General features: G+C 74.4%; 15 protein-coding genes. 6 read left to right on the forward strand and 9 right to left on the reverse strand.

Annotated features, from left to right (window positions below; translation table 11 throughout):
* Positions 1-174: 174 nt before the first annotated feature.
* On the forward strand, positions 175-753 hold the full coding sequence (locus AB0K43_RS23050; protein ID WP_363642632.1) for a PPA1309 family protein: 579 nt from the start codon (positions 175-177) through the stop codon (positions 751-753).
* Between the two features lie 30 nt (positions 754-783).
* On the opposite strand, the gene AB0K43_RS23055 is transcribed toward AB0K43_RS23050, so the two are convergent.
* From AB0K43_RS23055 to AB0K43_RS23070, 4 genes are all read right to left on the reverse strand, one after another.
* Entirely contained in the window at positions 784-1,848 is a 1,065-nt protein-coding gene (locus AB0K43_RS23055) for a PDZ domain-containing protein (RefSeq protein WP_363642634.1), read from the reverse strand.
* A 47-nt stretch (positions 1,849-1,895) separates the two neighbouring features.
* On the reverse strand, positions 1,896-2,078 hold the full coding sequence (locus AB0K43_RS23060) for a hypothetical protein (RefSeq protein WP_363642636.1): 183 nt from the start codon (positions 2,076-2,078) through the stop codon (positions 1,896-1,898).
* Between the two features lie 171 nt (positions 2,079-2,249).
* On the reverse strand, positions 2,250-2,690 hold the full coding sequence (locus tag AB0K43_RS23065) for a molybdenum cofactor biosynthesis protein MoaE (RefSeq protein WP_363642638.1): 441 nt from the start codon (positions 2,688-2,690) through the stop codon (positions 2,250-2,252).
* A 94-nt stretch (positions 2,691-2,784) separates the two neighbouring features.
* Positions 2,785-3,828, reverse strand: coding sequence for an NAD-dependent epimerase/dehydratase family protein (locus AB0K43_RS23070; RefSeq protein ID WP_363642640.1), 1,044 nt, complete (start codon positions 3,826-3,828; stop codon positions 2,785-2,787).
* Positions 3,829-4,122: 294 nt separating this feature from the next.
* On the opposite strand from AB0K43_RS23070, the gene AB0K43_RS23075 reads away from it, so the two are divergent.
* The gene (locus AB0K43_RS23075; RefSeq protein ID WP_363642642.1) at positions 4,123-5,721 is read left to right on the forward strand and encodes a zinc-dependent metalloprotease; all 1,599 of its coding nucleotides are present in this window, start codon (positions 4,123-4,125) and stop codon (positions 5,719-5,721) included.
* Positions 5,718-6,296, forward strand: coding sequence for an NUDIX hydrolase (locus tag AB0K43_RS23080; RefSeq protein ID WP_363642644.1), 579 nt, complete (start codon positions 5,718-5,720; stop codon positions 6,294-6,296). The genes AB0K43_RS23075 and AB0K43_RS23080 overlap by 4 nt, the downstream gene beginning before the upstream one ends.
* A 40-nt stretch (positions 6,297-6,336) precedes the next feature.
* Here the strand turns inward: AB0K43_RS23080 and AB0K43_RS23085 are convergent, their stop codons facing one another.
* Complete coding sequence (locus AB0K43_RS23085) at positions 6,337-6,978, reverse strand: M48 family metallopeptidase (RefSeq protein WP_363642646.1); 642 nt, start codon at positions 6,976-6,978, stop codon at positions 6,337-6,339.
* A 378-nt stretch (positions 6,979-7,356) separates the two neighbouring features.
* On the opposite strand from AB0K43_RS23085, the gene AB0K43_RS23090 reads away from it, so the two are divergent.
* Positions 7,357-8,475 carry a ThiF family adenylyltransferase gene (locus AB0K43_RS23090; protein ID WP_363642648.1) on the forward strand — a complete coding sequence of 373 codons (1,119 nt, stop codon included), beginning with the start codon at positions 7,357-7,359 and terminating at the stop codon, positions 8,473-8,475.
* A gap of 383 nt (positions 8,476-8,858) precedes the next feature.
* Positions 8,859-10,202, forward strand: a complete 1,344-nt coding sequence (locus AB0K43_RS23095) for an AarF/ABC1/UbiB kinase family protein (RefSeq protein ID WP_363642650.1) — start codon at positions 8,859-8,861, stop codon at positions 10,200-10,202.
* 165 nt (positions 10,203-10,367) lie between these two features.
* Here the strand turns inward: AB0K43_RS23095 and AB0K43_RS23100 are convergent, their stop codons facing one another.
* From AB0K43_RS23100 to AB0K43_RS23115, 4 genes are all read right to left on the reverse strand, one after another.
* Complete coding sequence (locus AB0K43_RS23100) at positions 10,368-10,613, reverse strand: hypothetical protein (RefSeq protein ID WP_363642652.1); 246 nt, start codon at positions 10,611-10,613, stop codon at positions 10,368-10,370.
* 158 nt (positions 10,614-10,771) lie between these two features.
* Positions 10,772-11,137, reverse strand: a complete 366-nt coding sequence (locus AB0K43_RS23105) for a WhiB family transcriptional regulator (protein WP_350637876.1) — start codon at positions 11,135-11,137, stop codon at positions 10,772-10,774.
* A 167-nt stretch (positions 11,138-11,304) separates the two neighbouring features.
* On the reverse strand, positions 11,305-11,796 hold the full coding sequence (locus AB0K43_RS23110) for a hypothetical protein (protein ID WP_363642655.1): 492 nt from the start codon (positions 11,794-11,796) through the stop codon (positions 11,305-11,307).
* Between the two features lie 231 nt (positions 11,797-12,027).
* Positions 12,028-14,247, reverse strand: a complete 2,220-nt coding sequence (locus AB0K43_RS23115; protein WP_363642665.1) for a UvrD-helicase domain-containing protein — start codon at positions 14,245-14,247, stop codon at positions 12,028-12,030.
* 313 nt (positions 14,248-14,560) lie between these two features.
* On the opposite strand from AB0K43_RS23115, the gene AB0K43_RS23120 reads away from it, so the two are divergent.
* Positions 14,561-14,818 carry a mycoredoxin gene (locus AB0K43_RS23120; RefSeq protein ID WP_363642657.1) on the forward strand — a complete coding sequence of 86 codons (258 nt, stop codon included), beginning with the start codon at positions 14,561-14,563 and terminating at the stop codon, positions 14,816-14,818.
* The last annotated feature ends 145 nt before the right edge of the window (positions 14,819-14,963 follow it).

Here is a 14,963-nt window from a genome sequence, read left to right on the forward strand (position 1 = left end):
CCAAGGTGGCACCTCTGCTGTTGTGTCGTGGACTTCGTGTGGGGTCGGACTCCAGTGCAACTTAATCGGTCTTTACCGGAGTTCCCACGCCCGGGAACGAGATCGCCCCTCCCCGGGACCCGGCCGACGGCCCGGCGGGCCACCGGCCCCCCGGCCACATGTGAGGATTGGGGCATGTCCGATGCCCACATCACCCCCTCCGGCACGCCGTCCGAGGCCGCCGGCCTGCCCCCCGCCGCGACCCCGCTCACCCGGGCCGCGCTGGAGATCGACGAGTACGCCGCCACCCTCGGCTGGGACCTCCCGGCCCGCCTGTTCGCCCTGGTGGACACCGCCAAGCTGCGCAAGGCCGACCCGCGGCTGGCCAAGCAGCTCGGCCTGACCGACGGCGAGGGCGCCGGCCTCACCCCGGTCGAGCAGGAGGAACTGCCGGCCGGCACGGCGCTGGACAAGTTCCTCGGCACCATCGCCTGGCCGGACCAGGTGGTCGGCTGCGCGCTGGTGGTGGAGCGGCTGATGCTCCCGCCGGGGGCCGAGCAGAGCCGCCCGAAGAACGCGACCGAGGCCGAGCTGGCCGACTGGGTGGCCAACCACCCGGCCCGTCAGGAGGTCCGGATCACCGCGGCGGTGCTGCGGGACGGCTCCCGGGAGATCGCCCTGCGGCTGCGCGAGAAGGACGTCGCCCGCGAGGTGCTGACCGGCCCCGACCTGGTGCCGGGGCTGACCGAGGCGCTGCTCGCCACCTTCTCCTGACCGCTCGCCGCCCCCGCTGCCGCCACCGGCTCAGCGGGGGCAGGCGGCGAGCGCGGAGGTCTGGCCGGAGCGGATCCCGTCCAGCGCCTTGAGCGCGTCCGCCATGGTGTCCACCTTGACCAGGGTGAGGCCGCCGGGGGTGCCCTGGACCGCCTCGGCGCAGTTGTCGGCCGGGGTGAAGAAGTACTGGGCGCCCTTGTTGCGGGCCGCGATCAGCTTCATCTGGATGCCACCGATCGGCCCGACCTTGCCGTCGTCGGCGATGGTGCCGGTGCCCGCCACGAACGTGCCGCCGGTGAGGTCCCCCGGGGTGAGCTTGTCGACGATGCCGAGCGCGAACATCAGGCCGGCGCTGGGGCCGCCGACGTCCTGCAGCCCGATGTCGATCTTGAACGGGTAGGTGTGGTCGATCCCCGGCACGATGCCGACGATCGCCCGGTCGGCGCCCTGCGCCTTGACCGTGGTGATCGACACCTCGGAGCGGTCGCTGTCGGCCGCACCGTGCGGGACGACCGTGAAGACCGTGCTCTCGCCCGGCTTGTGCTTGGTGACCTGCTCCGCCACCCCGGCCGCGGTGGTCACCGGGGTGCCGTCCACCGCGAGGATCCGGTCCCCGGCGTGCAGCTTGCCCTCGGAGGGGCCGCCGGCGGCCACCGAGGCGACGATCACCTGCGCGCCGACCGGGATGCCCAGCTGGGTGAGCGCGGCGGTCTTCGCGCTGTCCTCGGAGGAGGCGAACTCCTCGGCGTTCTGCTGCTGGGCCTCCCGGTCGGTCTGGCCCTTGGGGTACACGTTGTCGTGCGGCACCACCAGCACGTCGTCACGCAGCCAGCCGACCACCGCGGACACCAGGCTCGGCTGGTAGTTGGCACCGGTGACCTGGACCGTGGTCATGTTGAGGTGACCGGTGGTCGGGTAGGTCTCGTGCCCGGTGATGCTGATCACCGGCTCCCCGGTCTTCTCCTGCACGCCGAGGGTGTTGTACGTCGGCCCCGGGCTCATCTCGGTGTAGGGGACCTTCATCACCACCGAGGCGCAGAGCAGGCCTATCAGCAGCAGGGTGGCGGCGAGCATCGTCGCGGAGCGGCGTGGCATGGCTCGACAGTACGGGAAGCGGGTGTCCGGCCGCGGCGGGGGCCGGACTACCGGCCACCGCGACGGGCGTCCGCGGCGGTACTGCGTTCCATGGCGGCCCGGAACCGCTCGTGCTCGGCGAGCGAGGCCGGATCGGCGGTGGCCCGCGGGGCGCGGGCGGCCCACAGGGCCCAGAGGGTGCCCAGCAGCAGGGCGGCAACCGGAATGATCAACCAGGCGAGCGCAGCCATGTCCGTACTCCCAGCTCGTCGTGTCTATGAGCAGATTAGCCGCCCGGTGAAGAACGGCGACGGCGCCATCCGGGTTACGGCGGCGGCGTCCGGCTCACCAGCACGGGGGAATCTCGCTCCCGGCACTCGGCCGAAGGGGTGAGGCGGCGGGAGAACGCGGGACGGACCGGCTCAGCAGCTGCCGGCGCCGACCCACTCCTCCTCGCCGTCGGCGAAGACCTGGTGCTTCCAGATCGGCACCTGGTGCTTGAGGTCGTCGATCAGCCGCCGGGCGGCGGCGAAGGCCTCGCCCCGGTGCGCGCAGGAGACCGCGACGATCACGGCCTTGTCCGTGATCTCCAGCCGGCCGACCCGGTGCACGGCCGCCAGCGCCCGAACCGGGAAGTCCGCCACGATCTTCTCGGCGATCCGGCGCAGCTCGCGCTCGGCCGTGGGGTGGGCGCTGTACTCCAGCGCGGCGACCGACTTGCCGCCGTCGTGGTCGCGCACCGTCCCGACGAACACCGTGGTGCCGCCGGCCGCGTCGTCGCCGACCGCCTCGTAGACCTCGTCGAGCGAGAGCGGGGTCTCGCGGATCGCGAGCAGGCGGATCGGGTCGTGGTTCTCGGACATGCCCTCATGATTCCTCATGCCGGGTACCGGAGGACAAGGGCCTTCCGTATCACGATTGAGAAATTTCGCATCGCGGTAATCCCAGGGGTGGCGGTCAGAAGCGTCGCCGCTTGCGGGCCCGGCGGACCAGCGCCGCGGTACCCACCAGGGCGACCGTCGCCCCGGCCGCGCCCAGGCTGGTCGCCGCCTCCTTGCCACCGAGCCGGCGCCCGGCCACCGCGTGCTTCCCGGCGACCTGGGCCAGCAGCTCGGCCAGCACCTCCTCGTTGCTGTAGCTCGGCCGCCAGCCCGCCTCGTGCAGCCGGCTGCCGGAGACCACCCAGGGGTACATGGTGTACGCCAGGTCCCCGGCCGGGGCCGGGGTCAGGCCGAGCCGGTGCAGCCGGGCGGCGGTGCCCAGGGCGAGCGAGGCCGGCAGCTCCATCCGCCGGATGCCGGAGAGCGTCTCGACGTCCTCCTGCTCCAGCCAGCCGTCGCAGCCGACCGTCACCTCGCCCTCGACCAGCCCGAGCGCCGCGTACTCCAGCGCGGCGGCCAGGTCGTCCACGTGGCAGAACTGCCAGCAGGGGCGGGAGCCGGCCACCACCAGCAGCCTGGGGGCCTCGAAGTGCCTGGTCAGCACGGTGTCGATGCCCGGACCGACCACCACGGCCGGCCGCAGCACGGTGACCTGCAGGCCCGGGTGGGCCCGCGGGGCCCGGCGGGCCAGACGCTCGATCTCCAGCAGGTCGCCGACCAGCGAGGCCTCCTCGGTGGCCCGCAGCTCGGAGTCCTCGGCCAGCGGCACCTCGTTGTCCGCGAGGGCCCCGTAGACCATCGCCGAGGTGCACAGCACCACCCGGTGCACACCGGCGGCCGCGGCGGCGGTCACCACCGTCTGCGCGCCCCGCACGTTGTACGCACTCCGGGCACGCGGGTCCGACTCCATGCCCAGGTCCATCGCCAGGTGGACCACCACGTCCACCCCGGCCAGCCGCTCGGCCACCGCCGGGTCGCGGATGTCCAGCACCCGCCACTGGGCGCCGGGCACCTCGCCGCGGCGGTCGTCGACCGCCAGCACCTTGCGTACCGATGGCGAGGCGACCAGCCGCGCGGCGACCCGCTCACCCAGCACACCGGCCGCGCCGGTGACCGCCACGGTGAGCGGTCGGCCGCCGTAGGCTGGAGGCGGCGAACCCGTGGTGACAGGGGCGTCCTCATCTCCGGTCAGCCCAGAGCGAACGTCCGAAGGCGGGGAACTCACCGACCATCCTCCACGGTTAGCTTATGTGCGTACGTACGAGTGTCACGTACGGTCCATCCTGCCCGAGGCGCGGGCCCAGCGGTGCACCCGGCGCGGTCAGGCTGCGAGACCATTGCCCCGCCCGCCGCCGCGGGTGCGCCGCCTCCCCCGCCACACCACCCCGTGACGGCCGACCAGATCGAGGACCCCGTGAGCGACCTCCCCTTCGGATTCTCCACCCCGCCCGAGGAGCCTGAGGACGGCAAGGGCAAGCCCGAAAAGAGCGGCCAGAACGACGGCGGCCAGGATCAGGGCGCCCCGTCGGAAGGTACCCCCCAGCAGCCGTTCGGTTTCGGCACGGGGAACCCGCTGGGCGCGTTGTTCGGCATGGGCGCCCCCGGCGGCCCGGCCGGCGACAACCCGTTCGGCGCGATGCTCGGCAACCTCAACCCCAACGACCTGGGCGCGGCGTTCCAGCAGCTCGGCCAGATGCTCTCGTTCGAGGGCGGGCCGGTCAACTGGGACCTCGCCAAGGACATCGCCCGGCAGACCGTGGTCGCCGAGCAGGCCGAGGGCCGCAGCAAGGACCGCTCGGTCAGCGCCACCGAGCGCACCGCGGTCGCCGACGCGGTCCGGCTGGCCGAGCTGTGGCTGGACTCCGCCACCGAGTTCCCGGCCGGCGCCAACACCGCCGTGGCCTGGAGCCGGGCCGAGTGGATCGAGGCCACCCTGCCGGTCTGGAAGGACCTGGTGGACCCGGTCGCCGAGCGCGTCGGGAACGCGATGGGCGGCGTGCTGCCCGCCGAGATGCAGGCGATGGCCGGGCCGCTGATGGGCGTGATGCGCTCGATGGGCGGCGCGATGTTCGGCACCCAGATCGGTCAGGCGCTCGGCGCGCTGGCCGCCGAGGTGCTCGGCTCCACCGACGTGGGCCTGCCGCTCGCCCCGGCCGGCAAGGCCGCCCTGCTGCCGCAGAACGTCGCCGAGTTCGGCGACGGCCTGAGCGTGCCGGCCGAGGAGGTCCGGCTCTACCTGGCCCTGCGCGAGGCCGCCCACCAGCGGCTGTTCGCCCACGTGCCGTGGCTGCGGGCGCACCTGTTCGGTGCGGTCGAGGCCTACGCCCGCGGCATCAAGGTCGACAGCTCGCGGATGGAGGAGCTGGTCGGCCAGCTGGACCCGGCCAACCCCGAGGCGCTCCAGGAAGCCCTGGCCGGCGGCCTGCTGCAGCCCGAGGACACCCCCGAGCAGAAGGCCGCGCTGGCCCGGCTGGAGACCGCGCTCGCGCTGGTCGAGGGCTGGGTGGACGCGGTGGTGCACACCGCCGCCGAGCCGCACCTGCCGCAGTCCGGCGCGCTGCGCGAGACCCTGCGCCGCCGCCGCGCCACCGGCGGTCCGGCCGAGCAGACCTTCGCCACCCTGGTCGGCCTGGAGCTGCGCCCGCGCCGGCTGCGGGACGCCTCCCGGCTGTGGGCCTCGCTGGCCGACGCCCGCGGCATCGAGGGCCGGGACGCCCTGTGGAGCCACCCCGACATGCTCCCCACCGCCGCCGACCTGGACGACCCGGACGGCTTCGTCCACCGTCCGGCCGACGACGGCCTGGAGGGCGGCATCGACTTCGACGCCTTCGACAAGCTGCTCGGCGACGCCGCCAAGGGGCGGACCGAGGGCGGCGCAGGCGGTACGGGCACGGGCGGTACGGACACGGGCGGTACGGACACGGAAGGCCCGGCCGGGGGCCCGGCCGACGGCGGCCCGCGGACCGGGCCCGGCGAGCAGCCGGAGGCCGGCGGCGAGGGCCCGAAGGCATGACGATCGCGGACACCTCGCTGCACGCGGACGCCGTCCGCACGCTGGGCTCCTGGGTCGGCGCCGACGCCGGCCAGCAGCGGCTGCGGCAGGACTACCTGGACCACCTCGCCGCGCACCCCGACGGCATGTGGCGGGCCTGCCGGCCGGCCCACCTCACCGCCAGCGCCCTGGTGCTGGACCGGGCGGGCGGGCGGGTGCTGCTCACCCTGCACCCCAAGGTCGGCCGCTGGCTCCAGATGGGCGGCCACTGCGAGCCCGGCGACCTCGACCTCGCGGCGGCGGCGCTGCGCGAGGCCGTCGAGGAGTCGGGCATCCCCGACCTGACCCTGCTGACCGTGGACGGCCGGCCCGCCCCGGTCAAGCTCGACCGGCACGCGGTCCGGTGCGCCGGCAAGGACCAGCCGGAGAACACCCACCTGGACGTCCAGTACCTGGCACTCGCACCCGCCGGGGCCGAGGCCCTGATCAGCGAGGAGTCGCTGGACCTGCGCTGGTTCGACCTCGACGGGCTGCCCGGGTCGACCGACGACTCGGTGCGCGAGCTGGTGGCGATCGCCCGGCGGCTGACCGCCTGAGCGGCCGCGCGGCACCGGGCCGGCCGCGGCTGCGGCCGGCTCAGCCGCAGGTCTCCCGGCTGTCGTCCAGCTCCTCGGCCGGCTCGCCCGGGTGCCCGGCGCCCGTCCGAGCGCCCGGGATGTGCGGCAGCCGGGCTGCGGCGGCCACCCCCTCCAGGTAGCCCCTGGCCCGCTCGGTCCGCGGATAGCTCTCCAGCAGGGCCCAGAAGCGCGGCCCGTGGTCGGGCACCAGCAGGTGCGCCAGCTCGTGCAGCAGGACGTAGTCGATCACGTACTCGGGCATGCCCTGGAGCCGGTGGGACAGCCTGATGGTGCGCTCGCTCGGGGTGCAGGAGCCCCAGCGGGAGTTCTGGTTGGTGACCCAGCGGACCTGACCGGGCACCGCCCGGCCGTCCAGGTACGCCCGGGACAGCTCGCGTGCCCTGGCCTCCAGCGCGTCGTCGCCCAGGGCCCGGCGGCTCTCCTGCGCGGCCAGCCGGTCGAGCATCTGGGCCACCCAGCGCTGCTCCTCGGCGTGCGACATCCGGGCCGGGATCAGCACGATCGTCCGGTCGCCCTCGCGGTACGCGGACACCGTCCGGCTGCGCCGGGCGCTGCGCCGGACCTCGACCTCGGGCCGGTGCGCGGGCGGCTGCGGCGCGGGCGGCTGCGGGGCGCGGGGCGCGGCCTCCGCCGGCGGCATCGGCGCGGCCGGGCGCTGGGCCGGGCCTGCGGCTGGGCGGCCGCGCGCGCCGGGCGCCGCGACCCCTGCCCCGGAGGCCGGCCGCACACGCCGACGCGACGCCGACCGCTGGAAATCCCGTTCGGCTGTCACGGCACAGGACGTTACCCCGTGGCACCGACAGAAGTCCGCTGTCGTGGCCGGAGTCTCACCGGGCCGACCCGATCGGGCGGAGGTCGAGGTCCGAGGGTTATCCACAGCCTGTGCACACAGCTTGTCGGATCATGCGTTCGACCCTGTGGACAACCGGATTCCCGCCTGCTCCCGGCTCCGGCATGCTGCTCGCACCAGGGCGGCCGGCCCTGGTGTCCGACGGCCCTGGAGGCAGCGATGCGTCCGATGCTCAAGCCTGCCCTCGCCCGGCTCTGGCGCGACCGGCAGACCCTGCAGTTCGGCACCGTCCGCCGGCATGCCCGGGTGGTCGAGTCGGTGGACCGCCCGGTGGCCGCCTTCCTGGAGCTGATCGACGGCAGCCGGGACGGCCCCACCCTGCTGGCCGCCGGCGAGCGGCTCGGGCTCGACCGCGAGTACTGCAACGCGATGCTCGAATCACTGGCCCGCAGCGAGCTGCTGGACGACGCCGACGCGCTCCAGCAGGCACTGGCCCGGCACCCGCGGCCCCGCCAGGAGCTGCTGGGGCCCGATCTCGCCTCGCTCTCCCTGGTGCACCCCGAGCCCGGTGAGGCCGCCGAGGTGCTGCAGGGCCGGGCGCTGGCCCGGGTGGAGGTGCGCGGGGCCGGCCGGGTCGGCGCCTCTCTCGCCGCGGTGCTCGCCGCCGGCGGCATCGGCGCGGTCACGGTGTCCGACCGCGGCCGGGTCTCCGCGCGGGACTGCGCCCCGGCGGGGTTCCCGCCCACCGAGGTGGGCCGGCTGCGGGCGACGGCCGCCCGCGAGGTGGTGCACCGGGCGGCGGGGGCCGCGGCGGCCGACCGGCACCGCCGGCCGTCGGCCGAGGCGCCGGGCCCGCCGACCCTGGTGGTGCTGGCGCCGCGGAGCGGCAGCGGGGCGTTCACCGGCCTGGCGGCCGAGGCCCAGGAGCTGATGCGGGCCGGGCGGCCGCACCTGTACGTCGGCGTGCTGGAGCACCTGGGGGTGGTCGGGCCGCTGGTGGTGCCCGGTGCCTCGGCCTGCGGCAGCTGCGCCACGCTGACGCGGACGGACGAGGACGAGGCCTGGCCCCGGCTGCTCGCCCAGCTCGCCGACGACGGCCCGGGCCGGGCCCGCAGCCCGGCCTGCGACAGTGCCCTGGCCACCGCCGTGGCCGGGCTGGCGGCCCTGCACGTGGAGCTCTACCTGGACGGGGTGCTGCCCCCGAGCGTGGACGGCTGGTGCGAGATCTCGGCGGCCGACGGCATGGTCCGACGGCTGCGGCTGCCCGGTCACCCGGACTGCGGCTGCCGCTGGCAGTCGGTGCCGCTCGCCCGCCCGGGCCCGGCCGAGACGGTGCGCGGTGGGTGACGTCCACCACGGCCGCCCGGCCGAGTGGCCGCCCAGCGGAGCGGCCAGGGGTCGTACGGGGCGGCCCCGGGCGGGGCGCGGCGGCGTGGTGGGGTGGGGTGACCGAGGGGCGCGTACGGGGCGCCACGCGCCCCCTTCCACCACCATGCGACGGCGCATCCGCCCCGCCCCCGCGCCTGCCACCGCCGGCCGACCCGGGCCGGGGCCGTCGACGCACCCGTCGACGGCCCCGGCGGCGTCGGACCTGACGGACCGAACGGCAGTCCGGATTTTCCGTCGGTCCCACCAGGGCGAGCGGGCACAATGGCTGGTGACCACCGTCCCGTGCGGTGCCGCGCCCGTCCGCGGCGGCCGCTCGGGCCGTACCAAGAGGGAGGCCCGGGTTGAGCGATCTTCCGCGCAAGGCAGTGACCCGAACGGCGCGGCTCGCCGCCCTGCCGCTGGGCATCGCCGGCCGCGCCACCCTGGGCTTCGGCCGGCGGATCGGCGGCCGGCCCGCCGAGGAGGTCACCGCCGAGCTCCAGCAGGCCACCGCCGACCAGCTGTTCAAGGTCCTCGGTGAACTCAAGGGCGGCGCCATGAAGTTCGGCCAGGCGCTGTCGGTCTTCGAGGCCGCCCTGCCCGAAGAGGTGGCGGGGCCCTACCGGGCCGCTCTGACCAAGCTTCAGGAGGCCGCGCCGCCGATGCCCGCGGCCAAGGTGCACGCCGCCCTCGCCGAGCGGCTCGGCGCGAACTGGCGCAAGCAGTTCCGCAGTTTCGAGGACCGGCCGGCCGCCGCCGCCTCGATCGGGCAGGTCCACCGGGCGGTCTGGCACGACGGCCGCAAGGTCGCCGTCAAGGTGCAGTACCCGGGCGCCGGCGAGGCCCTGCTGGCCGACCTGGGCCAGCTCAGCCGGGTGGCCTGGCTGATCGGCCCGCTCATCCCCGGGCTGGACGTCAAGCCGCTGATCTCCGAGCTGCGCGCCCGGGTCGCCGAGGAGCTGGACTACCAGCTGGAGGCACAGGCCCAACAGCGGCACGCGGAGGAGTTCGCGGACGACCCGGACTTCGAGGTCCCCGGCGTGGTCGCGCAGGCGGACCAGGTGCTGATCACCGAGTGGATGGACGGCACCCCGCTCTCCGAGGTGATCACCAAGGGCACCCAGGCCGAGCGGGACCGCGCCGGGCAGTTGCTGGCCCGGTTCCTGTTCGCCGGGCCGTCCCGCACCGGCCTGCTGCACGCCGACCCGCACCCCGGGAACTTCCGCCTGCTCAAGGACGACGGCCCGATCGAGCAGTGGCGGCTCGGCGTGCTGGACTTCGGCACCGTGGACCGGCTGCCGGGCGGGCTGCCCGGCCCGATCGGCGACTCGCTGCGGATGGCGCTGGCCGGTGACGCCACCGGGGTGCTGGAGATGCTCCGCGAGGAGGGCTTCGTCAAGCCCTCGATCGAGCTGGACCCGGACGCGGTACTGGACTACCTGCTGCCGATCATCGAGCCGGCCGAGGTGGAGACCTTCCACTTCACCCGGAGCTGGATGCGCGCCCAGGCGGCGCGGATCGCCGACCCCCGCTCGCCCGCCTACAACCTCGGCAAGCAGCTCAACCTGCCCCCCTCGTACCTGCTGATCCACCGGGTCACGCTCAGCACCATCGGCGTGCTCTGCCAGCTGGGCGCCAACGCGCCCTTCCGGGCGGAGATGCTGGACTGGCTGCCGGGCTTCGCCGAGGAGGCCACCCCGGCGTAGCGCCCGCCCGCGCCCGCCACCGCGCGCGCCCGCGACCGGACACGGCGATGGCCGCTCCCCCGCCGGGGAGCGGCCATCGCCGTGTTCGTCGGTGCCGCCGGTCAGTGCCGGTGGCCGGTGGCGCCGGTCAGTGCCGGTGGTCGGCACGACCGGGGCAGGCCGTCATCACATCAGTGCGACGGCGAGCGCCCGGCGGGCGCGCAGCGAGGCCCGCTCGGCCTTCCGGACGAGCTTGGCCGCCCGGTGGGCCCGCAGGGCCATCCGTTGGTGCTCCGCCTCTTGGAGGCGTTCCTGCATATGGGCTCGGGCCAGGGATTCCTGGAGGAGATGCATTTCGAGGGTCCTGTTCTGGATCTGAAGTTCGTCGCCCTGCTTGGTGCGGGCGGTGGTGTCGATGGCGTTGGGGGTCATGTGGTGGTCCTGCTTGTGATGCGTCGTCGGAAAGTGGCTGGCTGCTGCGGCATCCGCCTTGGCGGCGGCGAGGCGTACGGACAGGCGCAGGGCGCGGTCCGTCGGGGGCTGCTCTCCCCGTCGGCCGGCTGCGTGCGCGGCGGTCGTACCGGCGGGGTTCACGCCATGACCTCGGTCTTGCGCGGGCGGCCACGGGGCCGCTTGCGGGCCACGACCACACCCTGGACGAAGAGCTCGCCGCCCCAGACGCCCCACGGCTCGCGGCGCTCCAGCGCACCGGTGAGACAGGCCGCCTTCACCGGGCAGGTGCCGCACAGCGACTTGGCGTACTCCACGTCCGCCGGGGTCTCGGCGAAGAAGACCTCCGGGTCGAAGGAGCGGCAGGGGACGGGCACGCCGAGCGCGTCAGCCTCGTCGATCGCGGTGAGCTGCATAAGAGAAACCTCCGGTGGGTCGGCCTGGTCGGCCTTGACGGTCTTGTCGGTCGGTACGGACGGGAGTGGCGGTGTGATGACCGTGGACACTGTTGGCGTCTTCCTCGTCTTTTGCTGTGGGTCCGGCTTCAGCCGACTGGTTGGGCTGGGCCGGAGGCCCCGGGGGGCCTGGGTGGTCTTGCGTACCGGACAAAACAGAAGGGCCGCGGATCCCGGTGAAGGATTCCGCGGCCCTGGAGGGTCGACCCGAGGGTTGCTCAGGTTCGTTCGCTCCAGGGTTCAGGCCCGCGGAAGGCCCGCATCCGGATGGCCGAGGCGCCGTTGCGGGCGGCCTTGGCCTGGTTGATCTGCTGCTCGTCCTGCTTCTTGGTGGCTCCGGCACCGAGGACCCGCAGATAGCCGCCATGCTTCGCAGCTGCTACCGCCGTCTTCGATGCCTGGGTCGGTCGCTCATCGCGCAGCTCGACGCCGCCGGCAAACTCCGCCCAGTCACGGGAGAGACCCGTCTCGACACGCATGCCCGCAGTGTCGCCCAGGCCACTGACAGTGAGACCACTGCCGGCAGGACCCGCGGCAACGCAGACACCGGTGGTGTCGAGACCCAGACCGTTGTCGGCAAGCACGACCACGTCGCGCAGCTGCGCGGAGCGGGTCGAGGTGCCGAGAATGCCGAACGATGAGACAGCTCCCGGAGGCATGGCGATAACGGTCTGGCCAGTCATTTTGGTGATCATCTTGATGGTTTCCACTGTCTTCGCCTCCTCTCGGCGTCTCGCGGTGCCCAGTCCCCCGGGCCCCGATGTTCGGATGTTGGTCAGGTCAAGCAGGTGTCGCCGACACGCAGCAGGAAGCCCTTCCGCGCGCGGCTCGCGATCTCGTCCCCTTGACCGCTCCGGCAGGCTATTGCGCTCCATGCACGGGGCGCAAACTATTTTCCCGGCGAGTTTCCCGGCCGGCTCGGCGGCCGCCCTCGCGCGCGGCTAGGCCGGCTCGTCCGACGGCTCGTCCAGCGGTTCGTTCGACAGCTCCGCGGGCTCGGCCTCGGGCTCTTCCCCGGTCTCGCCCGCAGGCTCGTCCGCGGAGTCCTCCCACGGATCCTCCCCCGCACACAACGAGAGCACGGCGGCGCCGTACTTGTCCAGCTTCATGGCACCCACACCGGAGATCAGCGCCAGCTCGCGCTCACCGGCGGGGACGTCCTCGGCGATCGCCATCAGGGTCGCGTCGGTGAACACCACGTAGGCCGGCACGCCCTGCTGCTTGGCCTGCTGGGCCCGCCACTCCCGCAGCCGCTCGAACAGCGCCTCGTCCATCGAGGACGGGCAGCTCTCGCACCGGCGCAGCTTCCGCTCCACCGCCTCGGTCAGCGTCCGGTCGCAGACCCGGCACTTGACCGGGCCGCGGGAGCGGCGCGCGGCGGAGCGGTCCGCGCCGGGCTCGACGCCCCCGCGCCCGCCGCGCGAGCGCGGACCGGCGGAGCCCGAGCCGGGGCGCAGCCCGTCCAGGAAGCGCGTGGGCTTGCGGCTCGCCCGTCCCCCGGGGGAGCGCGACAGCGCCCAGGAGAGCGAGAGGTGGGCGCGGGCCCGGGTGACGCCCACGTAGAGCAGCCGGCGCTCCTCCTCGACCTGCTCGTCGGTCTTGGCGTAGATGATCGGCAGGGTGCCCTCGGTCAGGCCGACCAGGAAGACCGCGTCCCACTCCAGGCCCTTGGCGGCGTGCAGCGAGGCCAGCGTGACGCCCTCGACCGCGGGGGCGTGCTGGGCGCCGGCCCTGGCGTCCAGCTCGGCGACGTAGGCGGTGAGGTCGGCGCGCTCGCCGGCCGCCCGGCGGCCCGCCTCGAACTCCTCGGCCAGCCGGACCAGCGCGGCCAGCGACTCCCAGCGCTCGCGCACCGCGCCGGAGCCGGCCGGCGGGTTGGCGCCGAAGCCCCGGGTGGCGAGCACCGCGCGCACCTGGGCGGCCAGGTCCGGCGCGTCGGCGGTGAGCGGGTCCTCCCCCGCCCGGGCCGCGCCCTTGAGCAGCACGCCGGCCTCCCGGACCTCCGGGCGCTCGAAGAACCGCTCGGCGCCCTTGAGCTGGTACGAGATGCCCAGGTCGGCGAGCGCCTGCTCGTAGACCTCGGACTGGCCGTTGGTGCGGAACAGCACCGCGACCTCGCTCGCCCGCACGCCCTGGGCGAGCAGCTCCTTGATCCGGTGCGCGGTGCTCTCGGCCTCGGTCGGCTCGTCCGCGTACTCGGTGTACACCGGCTCCGGGCCGGCCTCGCGCTGCGAGATCAGCTCCAGGCGGTGCTGGGCGGCGTGGCCACGGGCCTGCGAGAGCAGCCCGTTCGCCAGGTGGACCACCTGCGGGGTGGAGCGGTAGTCCCGGACCAGCTTGACCACCGTGGCCTCGGGGTGCCGGTGGCGGAAGTTCAGCAGGAAGTCGGGGGTGGCCCCGGTGAAGGAGTAGATCGTCTGGCTGGCGTCGCCGACCACGCAGAGGCTGGCGCCGCCGGCCGTCCACTGGTCGAGCAGGCGCTGCTGGAGCGGGGAGACGTCCTGGTACTCGTCGACGGTGAAATGCCGGTACTGGGCCCGGACCTGGGCGCCGATCTCCGGGCGGTCCTCCAGGATGGCGGCGGTGAGCAGCAGCACGTCCTCGAAGTCGATCACGCCGCGGTCGCGCTTGGTCTGCTCGTAGGTGGCGTACACCCGGGCGATCTCGGCCGGGTCGCGCGGGGCGTCCCGGCCGGTCTTGAGCACGGCGGCCGGGTAGTCGTCCGGCACGATCTGGGTGACCTTGGCCCACTCGATCTCGGCGGTGAGGTCGCGCAGCTCGGTGCGCTGGACCCGCAGCCCGCTGCGGCCGGCGGCCTCGGCGACCAGCTGGACCTTGCGCTCCAGCAGCCGGGGCACCTCGCCGCCGACGGCCCGCGGCCAGAAGTACTGGAGCTGGCGCAGCGCGGCGGAGTGGAAGGTCCGGGCCTGCACGCCCTCGGCGCCGAGCTGGCGGAGCCGGCCGCGCATCTCACCGGCCGCACGGGCGGTGAAGGTCACGGCGAGCACCTGCTGGGGCTGGTAGACGCCGCTGCGCACGCCGTAGGCGATCCGGTGGGTGATGGCCCTGGTCTTGCCGGTGCCGGCGCCCGCGAGGACGCAGACGGGCCCGTGCAGGGCGGTCGCGACGGCCCGCTGCTCCGGGTCGAGGCCGGCCAGCACGGCGTCGGCGCCGAGCGGCGGCCCGCCGGCGGAGCCGTACGCGTCGTACCGGCCGAGGTCACCCAAGAGCTCTTCCTGCATACGGTCCATCCTCTCAGCCCGGCGGGCCTGGCCGACCGGTCCGGACATCCTGACAGGGTCTGCCGACAGTCTGCGCGGGGTTGTCCACAGGCCGACCACAATGGTCCGACCATCACCACGCACCCCGGCGTGTGCGCCGAGTCACACGCCGGAGCGGCCGCGGAATGGCCGGGCCGTCCCGGGCGTTCACACCGGCGACCGCAACGCCCCCGCCTTCGAAGGAGCTCCCGCCATGTCCGGCAGCGTCACGATGTACAGCACGACCTGGTGCGGCTACTGCAACCGCCTCAAGAGCCAGCTGGACCGCGAGGGCATCGGCTACACCGTGATCAACATCGAGGAGGACCCGGACTCGGCGAACTTCGTCGAGTCGGTGAACGGCGGCAACCAGGTGGTCCCGACCGTGCTGGTGGTGCCGGCCGGCGGCGGCGACCAGGTCGTGATGACCAACCCGAGCCTGCGTCAGGTCCAGGCCGCGCTGGCCGGCTGACCGCGCCCGCGGCAGGCCGTGGCCCCGCCTTCCCGCCCGCGCGGGCGGGAACCGCGAGGGCGCCGGGCCCCTTTGGCATTACCAGCCGGTAACGGGCTTCGCAATCAGATCGCCTGTTCGCCTCCGGCGAAACTTTGTTCCGCAG

The organism is Kitasatospora sp. NPDC049258 (assembly GCF_040678895.1).
Lineage (GTDB): Bacteria > Actinomycetota > Actinomycetes > Streptomycetales > Streptomycetaceae > Kitasatospora.

Excerpts from the sequence above, each read along its gene's own strand:
- AB0K43_RS23050 (WP_363642632.1), top strand. The coding sequence starts at position 175 with ATGTCCGATGCCCACATCACCCCCTCCGGCACGCCGTCCGAGGCCGCC.
- AB0K43_RS23055 (WP_363642634.1), bottom strand. The coding sequence starts at position 1,848 with ATGCCACGCCGCTCCGCGACGATGCTCGCCGCCACCCTGCTGCTGATA.
- AB0K43_RS23060 (WP_363642636.1), bottom strand. The coding sequence starts at position 2,078 with ATGGCTGCGCTCGCCTGGTTGATCATTCCGGTTGCCGCCCTGCTGCTG.
- AB0K43_RS23065 (WP_363642638.1), bottom strand. The coding sequence starts at position 2,690 with ATGTCCGAGAACCACGACCCGATCCGCCTGCTCGCGATCCGCGAGACC.
- AB0K43_RS23080 (WP_363642644.1), top strand. The coding sequence starts at position 5,718 with ATGACGATCGCGGACACCTCGCTGCACGCGGACGCCGTCCGCACGCTG.
- AB0K43_RS23085 (WP_363642646.1), bottom strand. The coding sequence starts at position 6,978 with ATGCCGCCGGCGGAGGCCGCGCCCCGCGCCCCGCAGCCGCCCGCGCCG.
- AB0K43_RS23090 (WP_363642648.1), top strand. The coding sequence starts at position 7,357 with ATGCTCAAGCCTGCCCTCGCCCGGCTCTGGCGCGACCGGCAGACCCTG.
- AB0K43_RS23100 (WP_363642652.1), bottom strand. The coding sequence starts at position 10,613 with ATGACCCCCAACGCCATCGACACCACCGCCCGCACCAAGCAGGGCGAC.
- AB0K43_RS23120 (WP_363642657.1), top strand. The coding sequence starts at position 14,561 with ATGTCCGGCAGCGTCACGATGTACAGCACGACCTGGTGCGGCTACTGC.